The 16,691-nt window shown below is 72.7% G+C and carries 13 protein-coding genes and 1 pseudogene; 11 read left to right on the top strand and 3 right to left on the bottom strand.

Annotated features, from left to right (window positions below; translation table 11 throughout):
- Positions 1 to 31 precede the first annotated feature (31 nt).
- Together IEY99_RS00600 and IEY99_RS00595 are read left to right on the top strand one after the other, a co-directional pair.
- Positions 32 to 1,639: an Hsp70 family protein gene (locus IEY99_RS00600; RefSeq protein WP_189198697.1), complete on the top strand. Its 1,608-nt coding sequence runs from the start codon at positions 32 to 34 to the stop codon at positions 1,637 to 1,639.
- 65 nt (positions 1,640 to 1,704) lie between these two features.
- Positions 1,705 to 3,327 (top strand): acetolactate synthase, encoded by a 1,623-nt coding sequence (locus IEY99_RS00595; protein ID WP_189198696.1) that lies wholly within the window; start codon positions 1,705 to 1,707, stop codon positions 3,325 to 3,327.
- Between the two features lie 7 nt (positions 3,328 to 3,334).
- Here the strand turns inward: IEY99_RS00595 and IEY99_RS00590 are convergent, their stop codons facing one another.
- The 3 genes from IEY99_RS00590 to IEY99_RS00580 are packed head-to-tail and all read right to left on the bottom strand — an operon-like array spanning position 3,335 to position 4,523.
- Complete coding sequence (locus IEY99_RS00590; protein WP_189198695.1) at positions 3,335 to 3,673, bottom strand: PLDc N-terminal domain-containing protein; 339 nt, start codon at positions 3,671 to 3,673, stop codon at positions 3,335 to 3,337.
- A gap of 54 nt (positions 3,674 to 3,727) precedes the next feature.
- The gene (locus tag IEY99_RS00585; RefSeq protein ID WP_229797958.1) at positions 3,728 to 4,153 is read right to left on the bottom strand and encodes a DUF202 domain-containing protein; all 426 of its coding nucleotides are present in this window, start codon (positions 4,151 to 4,153) and stop codon (positions 3,728 to 3,730) included.
- Between the two features lie 28 nt (positions 4,154 to 4,181).
- On the bottom strand, positions 4,182 to 4,523 hold the full coding sequence (locus IEY99_RS00580; protein ID WP_189200454.1) for a YidH family protein: 342 nt from the start codon (positions 4,521 to 4,523) through the stop codon (positions 4,182 to 4,184).
- Between the two features lie 428 nt (positions 4,524 to 4,951).
- On the opposite strand from IEY99_RS00580, the gene IEY99_RS00575 reads away from it, so the two are divergent.
- The 9 genes and pseudogenes from IEY99_RS00575 to gatC all read left to right on the top strand — a co-directional run bounded on the left by IEY99_RS00575 (position 4,952) and on the right by gatC (position 16,686).
- Positions 4,952 to 5,731, top strand: coding sequence for an electron transfer flavoprotein subunit beta/FixA family protein (locus tag IEY99_RS00575; protein WP_189198694.1), 780 nt, complete (start codon positions 4,952 to 4,954; stop codon positions 5,729 to 5,731).
- Between the two features lie 14 nt (positions 5,732 to 5,745).
- Positions 5,746 to 6,696: an electron transfer flavoprotein subunit alpha/FixB family protein gene (locus IEY99_RS00570; RefSeq protein ID WP_189198693.1), complete on the top strand. Its 951-nt coding sequence runs from the start codon at positions 5,746 to 5,748 to the stop codon at positions 6,694 to 6,696.
- A gap of 129 nt (positions 6,697 to 6,825) precedes the next feature.
- On the top strand, positions 6,826 to 8,007 hold the full coding sequence (locus tag IEY99_RS00565) for a cysteine desulfurase family protein (RefSeq protein WP_189198692.1): 1,182 nt from the start codon (positions 6,826 to 6,828) through the stop codon (positions 8,005 to 8,007).
- Between the two features lie 356 nt (positions 8,008 to 8,363).
- Positions 8,364 to 9,428, top strand: a pseudogene (gene mnmA, locus IEY99_RS00560) (tRNA 2-thiouridine(34) synthase MnmA); the annotation flags it as partial.
- A 277-nt stretch (positions 9,429 to 9,705) separates the two neighbouring features.
- Positions 9,706 to 10,704 carry a methionine synthase gene (locus tag IEY99_RS00555; RefSeq protein ID WP_229797956.1) on the top strand — a complete coding sequence of 333 codons (999 nt, stop codon included), beginning with the start codon at positions 9,706 to 9,708 and terminating at the stop codon, positions 10,702 to 10,704.
- Between the two features lie 171 nt (positions 10,705 to 10,875).
- On the top strand, positions 10,876 to 11,229 hold the full coding sequence (locus IEY99_RS00550) for a VOC family protein (RefSeq protein ID WP_189198690.1): 354 nt from the start codon (positions 10,876 to 10,878) through the stop codon (positions 11,227 to 11,229).
- Positions 11,230 to 11,625: 396 nt separating this feature from the next.
- Positions 11,626 to 13,800: an NAD-dependent DNA ligase LigA gene (gene ligA, locus IEY99_RS00545; RefSeq protein ID WP_189200452.1), complete on the top strand. Its 2,175-nt coding sequence runs from the start codon at positions 11,626 to 11,628 to the stop codon at positions 13,798 to 13,800.
- Between the two features lie 375 nt (positions 13,801 to 14,175).
- A complete protein-coding gene (locus IEY99_RS00540; RefSeq protein ID WP_189198689.1) occupies positions 14,176 to 16,230 on the top strand; it encodes a putative bifunctional diguanylate cyclase/phosphodiesterase in 2,055 nt (684 codons plus the stop codon).
- A 156-nt stretch (positions 16,231 to 16,386) separates the two neighbouring features.
- The gene (gene gatC / locus IEY99_RS00535) at positions 16,387 to 16,686 is read left to right on the top strand and encodes an Asp-tRNA(Asn)/Glu-tRNA(Gln) amidotransferase subunit GatC (protein WP_189198688.1); all 300 of its coding nucleotides are present in this window, start codon (positions 16,387 to 16,389) and stop codon (positions 16,684 to 16,686) included.
- Positions 16,687 to 16,691 lie beyond the last annotated feature (5 nt).

The raw sequence follows: 16,691 nt of genomic DNA, 5'->3' as shown, positions 1-16,691 counted from the left end.
CTGGTGCGCGGCAGCGCCTACACTGGCGCGCATGTCCATCGACCAGGGTCGGCACTCGCTCGGCGTCGACTTCGGCACCTCGAACACGGTCGCGGTCGCCCGCTGGCCCGACGGCCGGGCCCGGCCGATCCTCGTCGACGGATCACCCCTGCTGCCCTCGGCCGTCTACGCCGAGCCGAGCGGGCTCGTCCTGGTCGGCCGCGACGCCGTGCACAGCGCCCGGCGCGACCCGGCCCGGTTCGAGCCGAACCCCAAGCGTCGCATCGACGACGGGCTCGTCCTGCTCGGCGAGCGGGAGCTGCCGGTGGTCGACCTCATCGCCGGCGTGCTGGTCCGGGTCGCCGAGGAGTGGCACCGGGCGGTCGGCCCGGTGCGGCCCCACGTGACCCTGACCTGCCCGGCGACCTGGGGCGCCACCCGGCGCGGGCTGCTCGCCGAGGCCGCCGCCCGGGCCGGGCTCGAAGGTGCCCGGCTGGTCGCCGAGCCGGTCGCCGCCGCCACGTACTTCGCCGAGGTGCTGGGCCGCGACGTACCCATCGGTTCCGTCGTGGTGGTGCACGACTTCGGCGCCGGCACGTTCGACGCCAGCGTGGTCGCGCGCACCGCGGAAGGCTTCGAGGTGCTGGCCGTGGACGGCCGCGATGACATCGGCGGGCTCGACGTCGACGCCGCGCTGGTCGAGCACCTCGGCGTCCTCTGCGCCGAGCGCGACGCCGAGGTCTGGAAGCGGCTGACGGAACCGGCGACCCTGGAGGACCGCCGCGCCCAGCGGCAGCTGTGGGACGACGTACGGATCGCCAAGGAACGGCTCTCGCGCACCCAGTCGGCGGACGTCATGGTGCCGCTGCTCGACCTCGAACTGCACGTGACCCGCGAGGAGCTGGAGAAGCTCGCCCGCCCGGTCCTCGACCAGACCGTCCGGGTGACCCACGACCTGCTGCGCTGGGCGGACCTGCCGGAGGGCCGGCTGGCCGGGGTCTTCCTGGTCGGCGGGGCGAGCCGGATCCCGCTGGTCGCCACGCTGCTGCACCGCGAGCTGGGCGAGGCCCCGGTGGTGATCGAGCAGCCGGAGCTGGTGGTCGCCGAGGGCAGCATCCTGGCGGGTGCCGCGCTGCTAGCGTCCGAGCCCGCGGCGCCGGGGCCCACCTCGGAGCTGCGCCTCGTCTCCCGGCCGGATGCGGCCGCACCCGTCCCGGCCGCCGCGGCCGATCCGGCTCCGGCGCCGGTCGTCTCGGAGGACGACGTGGAGACGGTCCGGACCACCCGCGACGAGCTCACCGGTGCGCTGCCGCCCGCGGTGGACCCCTGGCCCGACGCGACCCAGCAGTGGCAGCGGGACCCCGAGGCGACGATGGCGGTGTCGCCGGCCGCCGTGCATCCGGTCTCGCCGGTTCCCCGGCCGGTGTCGCCGCCGCTGGACATGGCGCATCCGAGAGGCGCCACGGTGCGGTGGGAACAACCGCCGGTGCGCCGCCGCGGCGGCCGGGTGCTGCGGGGTGTGCAGATCCTGCTGAGCGTCGTGCTGCTGGTCACGGCGCCGGTCGTCGCGCTCCTGGTGGCGTACAGCATCTCGGCAGAGGTGCCCTTCGATGCGAGCATGAGCAGTCTGATCGAGGATCTGCGCCGCCTCACGGGGTGAGTCTCGTTCACGTTCCGCCGCCGGGCCGGTAGCGTGCTCGGCAGGACCGGACGGCGGAGGCGGGCATGGCGGACATGATCGAAGGCCACGGCGGGGACCTGGCGCTGGCGGCGCTGCGGGCGTACGGAGTCACGGAGATGTTCACCCTCTCCGGCGGACACGTCTTCCCGATCTACGACGCCGCGCACAAGGCCGGTTTCCCGATCTACGACGTACGCCACGAGCAGTCCGCGGTCTTCGCCGCCGAGGCCGTCGCCAAGCTGCAGCGCCGCCCCGGCCTCGCCGTGCTGACCGCCGGACCCGGCGTCACCAACGGCGTCTCCGGGCTCACCAGCGCCTTCTTCAACGCCTCGCCGGTGCTGGTGCTGGGCGGCCGGGCGCCGGCCTTCCGCTGGGGTTCGGGCAGCCTGCAGGAGATCGACCACGTCCCGCTGGTCGCCCCGGTCACCAAGTACGCGGCCACCGTGACGGACACCGGGCAGATCCCGGCGGAGATCGGCCGGGCGCTCACCGCCGCGCTCACCGCCCACCGCGGTCCGTCCTTCCTCGACCTGCCGCTGGAGGTGCTCTTCTCCAGCGAGGACGTCGCGGCGCCCGGCGAGCCCGCCGTGCCGGTGCTCGAGCCCGACCCCGACGAGGTGGCCCGCGCGGCCGCGCTGCTCGCCGAGGCGGAACGTCCGGTGATCATCGCGGGCTCCGACGTGTGGGGCGGCGACGCGGTCGCCGAGCTGCGCGCCGCGGCCGAGGCGCTGCAGGTCCCGGTCTTCACCAACGGCATGGGCCGCGGCGCGCTGCCGCCGGGGCACCCGCTCGCCTTCGCCAAGGCCCGCCGCCCCGCGCTGGGCGGGGCCGACGTCGTCGCGGTCGTCGGCACCCCGCTCGACTTCCGGCTCAACTTCGGCGAGTTCGACGCCGCCCGGGTGGTGCACATCGTCGACGCGCCGAGCCAGCGCGCCACGCACGTCCAGGCGGCCGCCTCGCCCGCCGGCGACCTGCGGCGGATCCTCGCCGCGCTCGCGAACCACGAGGGCAGGCGCACGGATCACCGCGAGTGGGTCGAGGGTCTGCGGGCTGCCGAGGACGCCGGCAAGGCCCGCGACGCCGAGGCCATGGCCGCCGAGAGCGACCCCATCAAACCCGCCCGCGTGTACGGGGAACTGCGCAAGGTCCTGGCCCCCGACGCGGTCACCATCGGCGACGGCGGCGACTTCGTCTCGTACGCGGGCCGCTACCTCGAGCCCGCCCAGCCCGGCACCTGGCTCGACCCGGGCCCGTACGGCTGCCTCGGCACCGGCATGGGTTACGCCATGGGCGCCCGGGTCACGTACCCGGACCGGCAGATCTGCGTCCTCATGGGCGACGGCGCGGCGGGTTTCTCCCTGATGGACGCCGAGTCCCTGGCCCGGCAGAACCTCCCGGTCGTCATCGTGGTCGGCAACAACGGCATCTGGGGCCTGGAGAAGCACCCCATGCAGGCCATGTACGGCTACGACGTGGCCGCCGACCTGCAGCCGGGCCTGCGCTACGACGACGTGGTCACGGCGCTCGGCGGTGCGGGGGAGACGGTGGAGAAGTCCGGCGACCTGGGCCCGGCCCTGGCGCGGGCGTTCGCCTCCGGCGTGCCGTACCTGGTCAACGTGCTCACCGATCCGGCGGACGCGTACCCCCGCTCGTCCAACCTGGCCTGAGCCGCCCTCAGCTGTCGTCGTTCTTGAGCTCGCGCTCCCACTGGTCCAGCAGCTCGCGGTCGCGGCGGGACTGCTCGGTGTTCATCGAGCGCAGGAAGTCCGGGTCGTCGTCGGGTGACATCGGGCGCGGCCCGGTCCGGCGGGCAGGTCCGCCCTCGCGCGGCGGCGGCAGCGGGCGGCCCCAGAGGAAGTACGCCAGCGGGCCGAACAGGGGAACGAGAAGGATCACCAGGACCCAGAGCACGCGCGGCATGCCGCGGACCCGATCGGCCGACAGCACGCCGATGAGTGCGAGCACCAGGAGAACGAGCTGCACCGCAGCCAGGAAGACGAACAACCGCACCATGTGGCAATGATGACGCGCCCGGAGCGCAACGGCGATGGTCCGCGCTGCCGGTTCTCAGAGCAGGACCAGCGCCGTGCCCAGAAGTGAGAATGCCGCCGTGATCATTGCGTAGCAGGTCACCGTCCGGCGGCCCGGGCGGGGCGGCCAGACGGCGAGCCAGTGGGCCCGCCGGTAGGCGAGCGCGACGAGCACCGCCCAGCCGGCCATCGCGAGCGCCGCGAGCAGGATGACCGCCGGGCGGGCGTGGGGCGCGAAGGCGGGGCGGGCGGCCAGCAGGGCGACGGCGGTCGCGGACATTCCGGTACGCCGCCAGGCCAGGCGGGTGCGCTCGGCGGAGGCGCCCGGGTCCCGGACGTACCCCGGCGCGGGCTCCGCCGTCACCGCGTCGCCGTGATCGGCACTGCGAGCCGTCACCGCGTCGCCGTGATCGGCGCTGGGAGCCGTCACCGCGTCGCCGTGATCGGCGCTGGGAGCCGTCACCGCGTCGCCGTGATCGGCATGCGACTTGTCATCGCGCCGCCTTGATCAGGACTGCGACGACCAGGAGCAGGGCGCCGACCGCGACGATCAGGGCCAGGACGGCGGGGAACCGGGACCGGGGCAGGTCGGTGCCGAGGCGCATGGCCTTCTCCGTACGCGCCCAATGGTCCACCGCCCGGACCGCGACCACGCCGCCCAGCAGGAGCAGCGCGACCGAGATGATCTCCCGCAGGTGGCTGATCGGCAGGGGCGGCAGGAACTGGGCGCAGGCCAGCCCCCCGGCGAGCAGGGCCAGGGCGGTGCGGATCCAGGCCAGGAAGGTGCGCTCGTTGGCCAGCGAGAACCGGTAGTCGGGCTTCTCGCCGGCCATCGGGGTCCGGTGCGGGTCGAACCACTGAACGAGCACGGCTCGATTATCGACCGCGGCGGTCAAGAAGGCGGGCGCGAGTGCGCCATCTCATGGTCCGCCAGCTCGCTCCAGAGCCGGCGGATCTCGGCGCTGAGGCAGGCCTCACGGGGCTTACCGCACGTGCACCAGGCTCCCTCGGGCCCGGCCGGGGCGTGCGGTGGGGGAGGATGGGTCCGGAGCGGGGCCGACCCGCTCCGCGAAGGAGTGATCTGTCCGGACATGTCGTAGCACCTCCTTGTCGTCGACTCTAGCGATCATGAGAGAGCCGCGGGTGAGGTGAGTCACTCTCAGTGGCGGAGACCCGAAACCTACTGGCGGGTAACATCTGCTGGGAAACATGAAGCCGGCTGCAGGCGTGCGTCCATAAACAGGAGGGTCGTCGAAGCGCGATGAACATCGTCGTACTGGTCAAGCAGGTGCCCGACTCCGGTGCCGAGCGCACCCTGAGCGCGAGCGACAACACGGTCGAGCGCGGCTCGGCGAACAACGTCATCAACGAGATGGACGAGTACGCCATCGAGGAGGCGCTGAAGATCAAGGAGGCGCACGGTGGCGAGGTGACCGTCCTGACGATGGGCCCCGCCGGTGCGACCGAGTCGATCCGCAAGGCCCTCTCCATGGGTCCCGACAAGGCCGTGCACGTGCAGGACGACGCCCTGCACGGCTCGTGCGCCGTGGCGACCTCCAAGGTCCTGGCCGCCGCCCTGGGCACGCTCGACGCCGACCTGATCCTCTGCGGCGCCGAGTCGACCGACGGCCGCGTCCAGGTCATGCCGCACATGCTCGCCGAGCGCCTCGGCATCGCGGCGCTGACCGGCGCCCGCAAGCTCACCGTCGACGGCTCGCAGCTCACCGCCGAGCGCCAGACGGACGAGGGCTACGAGGTCGTCACCGCCGCCACCCCGGCCGTGGTCAGCGTGTGGGACACCATCAACGAGCCGCGCTACCCGTCCTTCAAGGGCATCATGGCGGCCAAGAAGAAGCCGGTGCAGAGCCTGTCGCTCGCCGACCTCGGCGTACCGGCGGAGGAGGTCGGCTTCGCCGGCGCGACGTCGACCGTGGTCGAGTTCGCCCCGCGCCCGCCGCGCAGCGCCGGCACCAAGGTCACCGACGAGGGCGACGGCGGCGTGCAGCTCGTCGAGTTCCTCGCCACCGAGAAGTTCGTCTGAGAAGGGGTCCCACAATGGCTGAGGTACTGGTCGTCGTCGAGGCCTCGCAGGCTGCCGGCGTCAAGAAGGTCACGCTCGAGATGCTGACGATCGCCCGCGGTCTGGGCGACGTCTCGGCCGTCGTGTTCGGCGACGCGGGGGAGCTCACCGCCAAGCTGGGCGAGTACGGCGCAAAGAAGATCTACGTCGCTTCCGGCGAGGACGTCGAGGGCTACCTGGTGGCGCCCAAGGCCACCGCGGTCGCCGAGCTGGTCAAGCGCGTCCAGCCGGCGGCGGTCCTGCTCGCCTCCACCCAGGAGGGCAAGGAGATCGCCGGCCGCCTCGCGGTCAAGCTGGACAACGGCCTGCTCACCGACGCGGTGGAGCTGGCCGCCGACGGCACCGCCACGCAGGTGGTCTTCGCCGGTTCCGCCATCGTCAAGTCGAAGGTCACCCGCGGCCTGCCGATCGTGACCATCCGCCCGAACTCGCTGACCCCGGCCCCGGCCCCGGCCACCCCGGCCGTGGAGCAGCTCACCGTCACGGTGACCGAGGCGGACAAGCTGACCAAGGTCGTGGAGCGCGTCGCGGAGCAGAAGGGCTCGCGCCCCGAGCTCACGGAGGCCTCGATCGTCGTCTCCGGCGGCCGCGGCGTCGGCAACGCGGACAACTTCAAGCTCGTCGAGGAGCTCGCCGACCTGCTCGGCGGCGCGGTCGGCGCGTCCCGCGCGGCGGTCGACTCCGGCTACTACCCGCACCAGTTCCAGGTCGGCCAGACCGGCAAGACGGTGTCGCCGCAGCTGTACGTCGCCCTGGGCATCTCGGGCGCGATCCAGCACCGGGCCGGCATGCAGACCTCGAAGACCATCGTCGCGGTCAACAAGGACCCCGAGGCCCCGATCTTCGAGCTCGCCGACTTCGGCGTGGTGGGCGACCTCTTCAAGATCGTGCCGCAGGCCGGCGAAGAGATCCGCAAGCGCAAGTAGCTTCCGTACGAAACGGCCCGGTGTCCTCGGACGCCGGGCCGTTTCTCGTGGTGCCGCATCGCCCCGTCGCAAGCGGCGGTGGCGGGCGCGGCGTATCGGTTGACGGCTCAAGGCATAAGCTTTCCCACGATGGCCTACCTGGATCACGCGGCGACCACGCCGATGCTCGCCGAGGCGCTCGACGCGTACGTCGCAGCGGCCCGGCAGGTCGGCAACCCGTCGTCCCTGCACGCTGCCGGCCGATCCGCCCGCCGGCTGGTCGAGGAGTCCCGCGAGCGGATCGCCGCGGTCCTCGGGGCGCGCCCCTCCGAGGTGCTCTTCACCAGCGGCGGGACGGAAAGCGACAACCTCGCCACGAAGGGCATCCACTGGGCCCGCCGCGGCGCGGATCCGCGCCGCAACCGGGTCGTGGCGTCCGCGGTAGAGCACCACGCGGTCATGGACGCGGTGCAGTGGCTCGGATCCCACGAGGGGGCGGCCGTCGACTGGCTGCCGGTCGACCGCTCCGGCCGCGTCGACCCGGCGTCGCTGGCCGAGGTCGTCGAGGCCCACGGCGACGAGATCACCATGGTGAGCGTCCAGTGGGCCAACAACGAGGTCGGCACCGTACAGCCGCTCTCCGAGCTGGCGGCGCTGGCCACCCGGGCCGGCATCCCGTTCCACACCGACGCGGTCCAGGCCGTCGGCCAGGTCCCGGTCGACTTCGCGGCCAGCGGCGCGGCGGCGATGACCGTCAGCGGCCACAAGCTGGGCGGCCCGGTCGGCGTCGGCGCCCTCCTGCTGGGCCGCGACGTCGCCGCCACCCCGCTGCTGCACGGCGGCGGCCAGGAGCGCGACGTACGTTCCGGCACCCTCGACACCCCCGGCGTGGTCGCGTTCGCCGTCGCGGTGGAGTCGGCGGTCAAGAGCCAGCAGGAGTACGCGGCCCGCATCGCCGCCCTCCGGGACGAGCTGGTCGCCCGCGTGCGTGCGGCCGTACCGGACGCGGTCTTCAACGGTGACCCGGCCGACCGGCTGCCGGCCAACGCGCACTTCTCCTTCCCCGGCTGCGAGGGTGACGCGTTGCTGCTGCTCCTGGATGCGCAGGGGATCGCGTGCTCGACGGGTTCCGCTTGCTCGGCGGGTGTGGCGCAACCGTCGCACGTGCTGCTGGCCATGGGCGCCGACGACGACCGGGCCCGGTCGTCGCTGCGCTTCACGCTGGGCCACACCTCGACGTCGCAGGACATCGACGCACTGCTGGCGGCGTTGCCGGGCGCGGTCGAGCGGGCCCGCAGGGCGACGGCCTGGAAGACGCCGCGCCAGCAATAGGTGTGCGGGGCCTCGATCGACCGCTTCACCGGCAGGGCCTGGCCTACACCCTGCGCCGCTCCGGCCTTCCTCCCCTTCACCTCCGCCACTCAGCTGTCCTTTCCCTGCCTGCCTGCCTCCCTCCTGCCGCCTTCCTCCCTTTCGCCTCCCTCGCCTCGGTGTCCCTTCCCCGTCGCCCTCCTCGCTGCCGCCGTCCTCCCCTTCCTCCCTCGCCTCGCTCTCCCGCCCCCGCGCCCTCCTTCCTGCCCTCCTCGCTTTTGCCTTCCCCCGCGTTCCTCCGGCTTTCCTCCTGGGGCGGGTGCATCGGCTGGGCGGGCGGTGGGGGAGTGTCGGTGGCGGCGGCTAGGCTTGCCGGCGTGCGAGTGCTTGCAGCAATGTCCGGCGGTGTCGACTCCGCCGTCGCTGCCGCGCGCGCCCGGGATGCCGGCCATGACGTGACCGGCGTGCACCTGGCGCTGGCGCGGAATCCGCAGACGTACCGGACCGGGGCGCGGGGCTGCTGCACCCTCGAGGACTCCCGGGACGCCCGGCGGGCCGCCGACGTCATCGGCATCCCCTTCTACGTGTGGGACATGGCCGACCAGTTCCACGAGAGCGTGGTCGACGACTTCGTCGCGGAGTATGCCGCCGGCCGGACGCCGAACCCGTGCCTGCGATGCAACGAGAAGATCAAGTTCGCCGCGGTGCTGGACCGCGCGGTCGCCCTCGGCTTCGACGCGGTGGTCACCGGCCACCACGCCCGCCTCGGCGCCGACGGGCTGCTGCGGCGCAGCGTCGACCTCGCCAAGGACCAGTCATACGTGCTCGCGGTGCTCACCCGCGCACAGCTCGACCGCGCGATCTTCCCGCTGGGCGACTCCACCAAGGCGCAGGTCCGCGAGGAGGCGGCGGCCCGGGGCCTCGCCGTCGCGGAGAAGCCCGACTCGCACGACATCTGCTTCATCGCCGACGGCGACACCCGCGGCTTCCTCGCCGGCCGCCTCGGCGAGACCCCCGGCGACATCGTCGACGGCCGCACGGGCGCGGTCCTCGGGCAGCACTCCGGCGCCTACGCCTACACGGTGGGCCAGCGCAAGGGTTTGGATCTGCGCGTCCCCGCACCCGACGGCCGTCCCCGCTACGTCCTGTCCATCACGCCGAAGACCAACACCGTCACGGTCGGGCCCCGAGAGGACCTCGCCGTCAGCACGGTGACCGCCGAACGCCCCATCTGGCACGGCCAGCGCACCCCGGTCGACTGCGACGTGCAACTCCGCGCGCACGGCGAGGTCGTGCAGGCGGTGGTGACCCTCGACGGCGCCGGATTGACCGCCCGGCTCCGGACACCGGCCCGAGGAGTGGCCGCCGGCCAGGCGATCGTGGCGTACCGGCCGGACCCCGATGGCGACATCGTCCTCGGCTCGGCCACCATCACGGCGGGCACCCACGACGAGGCCGCTCCCAGCGGTGGCGCCGGCTCTGCGGCGGCTTCCCGGGGCGGCGAGGGTTCTGAGTCGGGCGCGCGTGATGGCGTCGGTTCCGCGGCGGCTTCGGAGGATCGCGTGGCGTCCGGCTCTGCGGCGGCTTCCGGGGAGCGCGTGGCTTCCGGTGCTGCGGCGGCCTCCCGGGGTGGCGTGGGTTCTGAGGCGAGTCCGGGCGATGGCGTCGCTTCCGCGGCGGGTGTTCGGGATGCCGTCCGTCCTGGGGCGGGGTCACGCGGTGCCTGACTTTCCCTGGGCCCCCGGCTCGGCGACCGGCATCGGGTCGTTGCCCGGCAACGACATCGCCGAAGCGCAACGGCTCGTCGTGGGCGAGCTGCCCGAGCTGCCGCACCTTGCCGAGCTGCCCGCCCGCGGCCCCGGCGCCGACATGATCGGGCGGGGCGCCGGGTTCCTGGTGGAGCTGCCGGTCCAGCTCTACGCCGGTCGGTGGCAGATGGCGCCGCGGCCCGGAAAGGACATGCGGCGCACGGCCGACCTGCTGGAGCGCGACCTCGACCAGCTCACCGAGCAGGCCGACGGCTACAAAGGCACCGTCAAGGTGCAGGCCGCCGGTCCGTGGACGCTCGCCGCGAGCCTCGAACTGCCCATCGGTGGAAGGATGTTGCGCGACCCGGGCGCGGTGCGCGACGTGACCGACTCTCTCGCCGAGGGACTGCGCCGCCACGTGGCCGACGTGAGCAAGCGGCTGCCCGGCGCCACCGTGCTGCTGCAACTCGACGAGCCCTCCCTGCCGGCAGTGCTCGCCGGCCGCGTGAAGACGGACAGCGGCCTGAGCGCCTACAAGGCCGTCGACGGCCCCGACGCGGCCACCGCGCTGCGCACCGTCGTCGAAACCGCCGGTGTTCCGGTGGTCGTGCATTGCTGCGCTCCGGACGTACCGTTGCCGGTTCTGAGGGATTCCCGGGCTGCCGCCCTCGCGCTGGACCTGACGCTGCTCAAGGATCTCGACCCCCTGGGCGAGGCGATCGAGGCGGGCCTCGGCCTCTTCGCCGGCGCCGTGCCGACCCGGCCACCGTCGGCCGGTCGCGCGCCGACGTCCGCCCAGGTCGCCGATCGCGTACGCGGATTGTGGAGAACGCTGGGATTCCCGGCCGCGCGCCTTCCGGAGCAGGTGGTGGTGACGCCGGCATGCGGCCTCGCGGGAGCGCCACCGGACTACGTGCGCGCGGTGCTCAAGGCATGCCGCGACGCTGGCCGCCGACTCGTGGAGGCCTGAGCCCCGCTGGAGCTGCCGACCCCGGGGCATCGCCTGAAGCCTGCGGAGCCTTATTTCTTGGGCGATGCGCTACCCCTGCATCGAAGCAACTGCCTCGGCGTGGTCCGTCGGCGGGCGGAAGTCTGATCGTTCCGGTCTTTTCCGTCGGACCCGGCGGGCATCATGCGAGGCATGATTGGACGTCTCGACACCGTCGTCATCGACTGCCCCGATCCGCGCACCCTGTCCCGGTTCTACATCGAACTGCTCGGCATGCACGTCGTCCAGGACGACGACGACTGGGTGCTGATCCGCACCGACTCCGACGCGCCCAGCCTCGCCTTCCAGAAGGCGCCCGACCTGCTTCCGCCGCAGTGGCCCGACCCCGACCGGCCCCAGCAGTTCCACCTGGACGTCCGCGTGGACGACATCGACAAGGCGGAACAGCGGGCGCTCGCGGCGGGTGCCAAGCGGCTGGAAGGCGGCGGTGACAAGTTCCGGGTCTACGCCGATCCGGTGGGACATCCGTTCTGCCTGGTCTGGTGACCGCTGGGGGCTTTGAAACCCGGGCGGGGTATGAGGCCGCGGGGGCCGGACGGGGCCGGCCACGCGGAGAACACGGTCGTTGGTCACGACGGCCGTGCGGGTCGGCCGGTTTTGTCGGAGGGGCCGACTAACGTGCCTCCTGAAAGACGAACACGGAGGTCCCCGGTGCCCGAGAAGCAGTATTCCCACGCCGAGTCGGCGACAGACGGTGCCGAGGCAGGCAAGCTCGCCGACGCCGAGGAGACCGGCGCGGAGAATGCCGGCGGCGCCGGGCGGTCGGCCGGGCAGAGTGCGGCGAAGGATGCCGGCGGCGCCGGGCGGTCGGCCGGGCAGAGTGCCGCGGAGGGTGCCGGCGCTGCCGGGCGGTCGGCTGAGCGAGTTGGCGCGGGGCAGGTCGTGTCGGACGAGAGCGCCGAGGGTGGGGAGCTTGCCGCTGGGCAGCCGACGCCCGAGCAGGTCGCCGCCGCCGGAAGCGAGCCGACGCCGGAGGCCAGCTCCCGTCATGCCGAGCTGAGCGACGAGATCCGAGGGCATCAGTACCGCTATTACGTGCTGGACTCGCCGACCATCTCGGACGCCGAGTTCGACAAGCTCCTGCGCGAGCTCACGGCGCTCGAGGAAGAGTTCCCGGCGCTGCGCACTCCGGACTCGCCCACCCAGAACGTCGGCGGGACCTTCTCCACCCAGTTCACCCCGGTGGAGCACGCCGAGCGGATGATGTCGCTGGACAACGTCTTCGACGATGCCGAGCTCGGCGCGTGGGCCGAGCGGACCGTGCGCGACGCCGGTGGGCCGGTCGAGTTCATCTGCGAGCTCAAGGTCGACGGTCTCGCCATCAACCTCACCTACGAGCGGGGCAGACTCGTCCGCGGTGCCACCCGGGGCGACGGGCGTACGGGCGAGGACGTCACGCCGAACGTCCGCACGATCCGGGAGATCCCCGAGCGCCTGGCCGGCGAGGATCCGCCCGAGCTGCTCGAGGTGCGGGGCGAGATCTACTTCCCCGCCTCCGCCTTCGCCGACCTGAACGCCTCGCTGGTCGAGCAGGGCAAGGCGCCGTTCGCCAACCCTCGCAACGCCGCCGCCGGCAGCCTGCGGCAGAAGGACCCGCGGATCACCGCGACCCGGGGGCTGCGCATGGTGGTGCACGGGATCGGCGCTCGCCAGGGTTTCACCCCCGTTTCGCAGTCCCATGCGTACGAAGCGTTGAAGGCCTGGGGGCTTCCGACGAGCGACCGGTGGAAGCGGGTCGACGGCATGGACGGCGTCCGGGAGTACATCGCCTACTACGCCGAGCACCGCCACGACGTCGAGCACGAGATCGACGGGGTGGTGGTCAAGGTCGACTCCGTGGCCATCCAGGGGCGGCTCGGCTCGACCAGCCGGGCGCCCCGGTGGGCCATCGCCTTCAAGTATCCGCCCGAGGAGGTCACCACCAAGCTCCTCGACATCGACGTCAACGTGGGGCGGACCGGGCGGGTGACACCGTTCGCCGTGCTCGAGCCCGTACGCGTGGCGGGGTCGACCGTCGCCCTCGCCACCCTGCACAACGCGCGGGAGGTCGAGCGCAAGGGCGTCTGGATCGGTGACACGGTCGTGCTGCGCAAGGCCGGCGACGTCATCCCCGAGGTGCTCGGCCCGGTGATGGACCTGCGTCCCGAGGATGCGCGGCCGTTCGTGATGCCGACCGAGTGCCCGGCGTGCGGCACGACGCTGGCGCCCGCCAAGGAAAGCGACGTCGACATCCGCTGTCCCAACACTCGTTCGTGCCCGTCCCAGTTGCGGGAGCGGGTGTTCCACCTGGCCGGCCGCGGCGGGTTCGACATCGAGGTGCTCGGTTACAAGGCGGGCCAGGCGCTGCTGGATTCGCAGATCATCACCGACGAGGGTGACCTGTTCCGGATCACCGCCGACGATCTGCGGCGAGCTCCCTTCTTCGTCAACAAGGACGGCAGCCTCGGCAGCAACGCGGTCAAGCTTCTGGACAACCTCGAGGAGGCCAAGCACCGGCCGCTGTGGCGGGTGCTGGTCGCGCTCTCGATCCGGCACGTCGGCCCGACCGCCGCGCAGGCGCTGGCACGGCACTTCGGCTCGCTGGAGGCCATCGAGGCGGCGGTGTCGGAGGAGCGCGTCGAGGAGCTGTCCGCCGTGGAGGGTGTCGGCCCGACTATTGCGGAGAGCCTCCGGGAATGGTTCGCGGTCGACTGGCACCGCGACATCGTCACCAAGTGGCGCGAGGCCGGGGTGCGGATGGCCGATGAGCGTACGGACGAGGGGCCGCGACCGCTGGAGGGGCTGACGGTGGTGGTCACCGGCACGCTCGCCTCGTACTCGCGGGACGCCGCAACCGAGGCGGTGACCGCCCGCGGCGGCAAGGTGAGCGGCTCGGTCTCGAAGAAGACCGGCTTCGTCGTGGTCGGCGACAACCCTGGCAGCAAGTACGACAAGGCTCTGCAACTGAAGGTCCCGGTGCTGGACGAGGACGGCTTCGCGGTGCTGCTCGCGGACGGCCCCGAGGCGGCGCGGGCGGTGGCGGAGATCGGGGAGGCGCCCGCCAAGGAACAGCCCTGACCGCAAGCCCGCCCGCGATCGCCCGGTCGAGATGGACGGTGTCCCGGCCTCGCGGACGAGGTCGCGCTCGGTGGCGCCGGCGTGGGCGCGTGGGCTGGGAGGAACCAGCCTGTGGCCGTGCCCGCTCGAAAAACTCGGTCTGGTGGGCGTGCCTACTTGCCTCGGCCGGCTTGTGGAGTGGCTCGGCCGTCTCTGCCGGCAAACGCCGGGGAAGAACACCACCGACGGGTGGACGCTCCAACGGGTGAAAGTACCGCGGTTCCGGGTTCTATCACTTATGCCAATTTGATAACGGCGAGTCTGTTTCGCGTAGTTTTGTCGATACGGATCTAGGGTGAGGAGGACTCGGTCGGTCGACGCCATCGTGGAGGTCGCATGGGTGCCGCAGAGCAGCGCAGCTCCATGCCGGGTGAGCGGCGACCCCGGTCGGCCAGGCGCGGTGCCGTAGCCGCCGTCGGCGGAGCGCTGTTCGTCGACGCCGTTCTCGCTGTGTCCTTCTCCGGCACCTTCGCGAACCTGCCGACCGCCTTCTGGGTGATGGCCGGCCTGGCCCTCGCCGTCGACGTCCGTCCCTACGTGGTGGCGAACCGGCGAGCCAGCTCGGTCATCCTGCCCTCGATCTGTTTCACCTTCGGCATCGCGCTGGCGTGGGGGTTCGTACCGGCCGTCAGCGTGCAACTGGCCGCCATGGCCGTCGCCGGCGTACGGATGGGGCAGTCGCCTCGACGGGCCCTGCACCTGGCCGTTCAGCACGCCTGCGCGCTGGCCGGGGCCGCCCTCGTCGCCGGACTGGCCGGGCTGCGCCTCGACGCCGAGCCGGACTGGGACGACGCCCTCGTCACGGTGGCCGCCGCGGCCGCCTGGATCGGCGCCCGCTACGGCCTCGACGCCCTCGCCGCGCGGCTGCTCGGCGACGGGCGTAGGCGCCGGCGGGTGCAGCGGTGGGGCCTCGAGTTGTTCGCCACGGCCGCGCTGCTGCTGCTCGGCCCCATCGTGCTCGCCGCCGCGCAGGTCGGGCTCGCGCTCGTCCCGTTGGTGCTGCTGGCGCTGCACGCCGTGCACCGGATGGTGCGGTCGGCGGGTGAGTACGAGCGGGCCGCCCGTGTCGACGTTCTCACCGGCCTGCCCAATCGGCGCGCGCTGCAGGCGTCGGTCGCCGAGCGGGGCAACGGCCGGGGCTCGCACCGCCCCGAGCGGCGGATCGCACTGTTGTTGCTGGACCTGGACCGGTTCCGTACCGTCAATGACGCGCTCGGGCACACCCACGGCGACCGGCTGTTGGTCCAGGTGGCACAGCGCCTGGCTGCGGCCGTACCCCCGCATGATCTTGTCGTCCGGCTCGGGGGTGACGAGTTCGCGGTGCTGGCGACCCGGGTCGACGGGCCGGCCGCGGCCCGGCGGATAGCGGCGCACCTGGCCGACGCACTCGGCTCGCCGTTCGCTCTGGACGGTCTGATCATCGACATCAGTGCGTCCATCGGTATCGCGGTGCAGTCCGAGCGCGGCGGTGACGGCGCCGCGCTGCTGCGCCAGGCCGAGGCCGCGATGTACGACGCCAAGCAGCGCGGCGCCCAGGTGGCGGTATATGCGCGCGACGCGGAGCACCACACACCCGACCTGACCCTGCTGGCCGATCTGCGTCATGCGCTGCAACAGGAGCCGGCCGAGGGTCTGATGCTCTACTACCAGCCGCAGATCGCCATCGCGACAGGTGAGGTCGTCGGCGTGGAGGCGCTGCTGCGGTGGCGGCATCCCGAACGCGGTGTGGTCGGTCCCGACGAACTGCTGCGCGTCGTCGAGCAGACGCCGGTGATGCGGCTGCTGACCAGCCGGGTGCTGCGCGAGGTCGTCAGCCAGCTCGCGCACTGGCAGGCCGGCGGTCGCCCGGTCCGGGCCTCCGTCAACGTCAGCGTGCGCGACCTGCACGCCACGGACATCGCCGAGGAGATCAAAGGCCTGCTGCTCGCGTACGGCGTGCCGGCCGACCTGCTGCAGCTCGAGATCACCGAAAGCGCGCTGATGGCCGACCCGCACCGGGTCCTGGACACCATCACCCGGCTCGATCGGATGGGGGTGGCGATCTCGCTGGACGACTTCGGCACCGGCTACTCCTCGCTGCAGCATGTGCGCCGGTTGCCGCTGTCCGAGGTGAAGATCGACCGGTCCTTCGTGCTCGGCATGGCCGCCGACCCCGGCGACTCGGCGATCGTCCGGTCGGTCATCGCGCTCGCCGGCTCGCTCGGCCTGCGGGTGGTCGCCGAGGGCGTCGAGGACGAACGCACCTGGCGCCTGCTCGCCGCCGCCGGCTGCCACGCCGCTCAGGGCTGGTTCCACGCCCGCCCGATGCCGGCCGCGGACTTCACCGAGTGGATGGCGCGGTATCGCCCGCTGCGGCCGGGCCGCGAACCGGGCGCCTTGGCCACGACGTAGGAGAAGCATCGCCCCAGTCTTCCGGGTCGCCGAGCCGGACCGGTCCGTTGTCCACAGGCGGTGGTTATCCACAGACCGGGGAGCCGCCCGGCAAACCGCTCGCCGGGGCAAATAGACTTCTCCGGTCAGCATCACCGTCGGAAACCAGGGGGCACGATGGCCGCCATCTCCCGCGAAGAGGTCGCGCATCTCGCGCGCCTGTCGCGGCTCGCCGTGACCGAGGAGGAGCTGGACAAGTTCGCCGGTCAGCTCGATGTCATCCTCCAGTCCGTCGCCCGCATCGGTGACGTCGCGGCCGAGGACATCCCGCCCACGTCGCACTCCGTCCCGCTGACCAACGTCTACCGCGACGACGTCGTGCGGCCCGGCCTGACGCAGGACGAGGCGCTGGCCGGCGCGCCGGACGCCGCCGAGGGCCGCTTCCGCGTGCCGCGCATCCTGGACGAGGAGGAGTGAGTGCC

Source organism: Couchioplanes azureus (assembly GCF_014648355.1).
Lineage (GTDB): Bacteria > Actinomycetota > Actinomycetes > Mycobacteriales > Micromonosporaceae > Actinoplanes > Actinoplanes azureus.
Note: the sequence above shows the minus strand (reverse complement) of the source record. Positions and strands in the feature narration are given on the sequence as shown.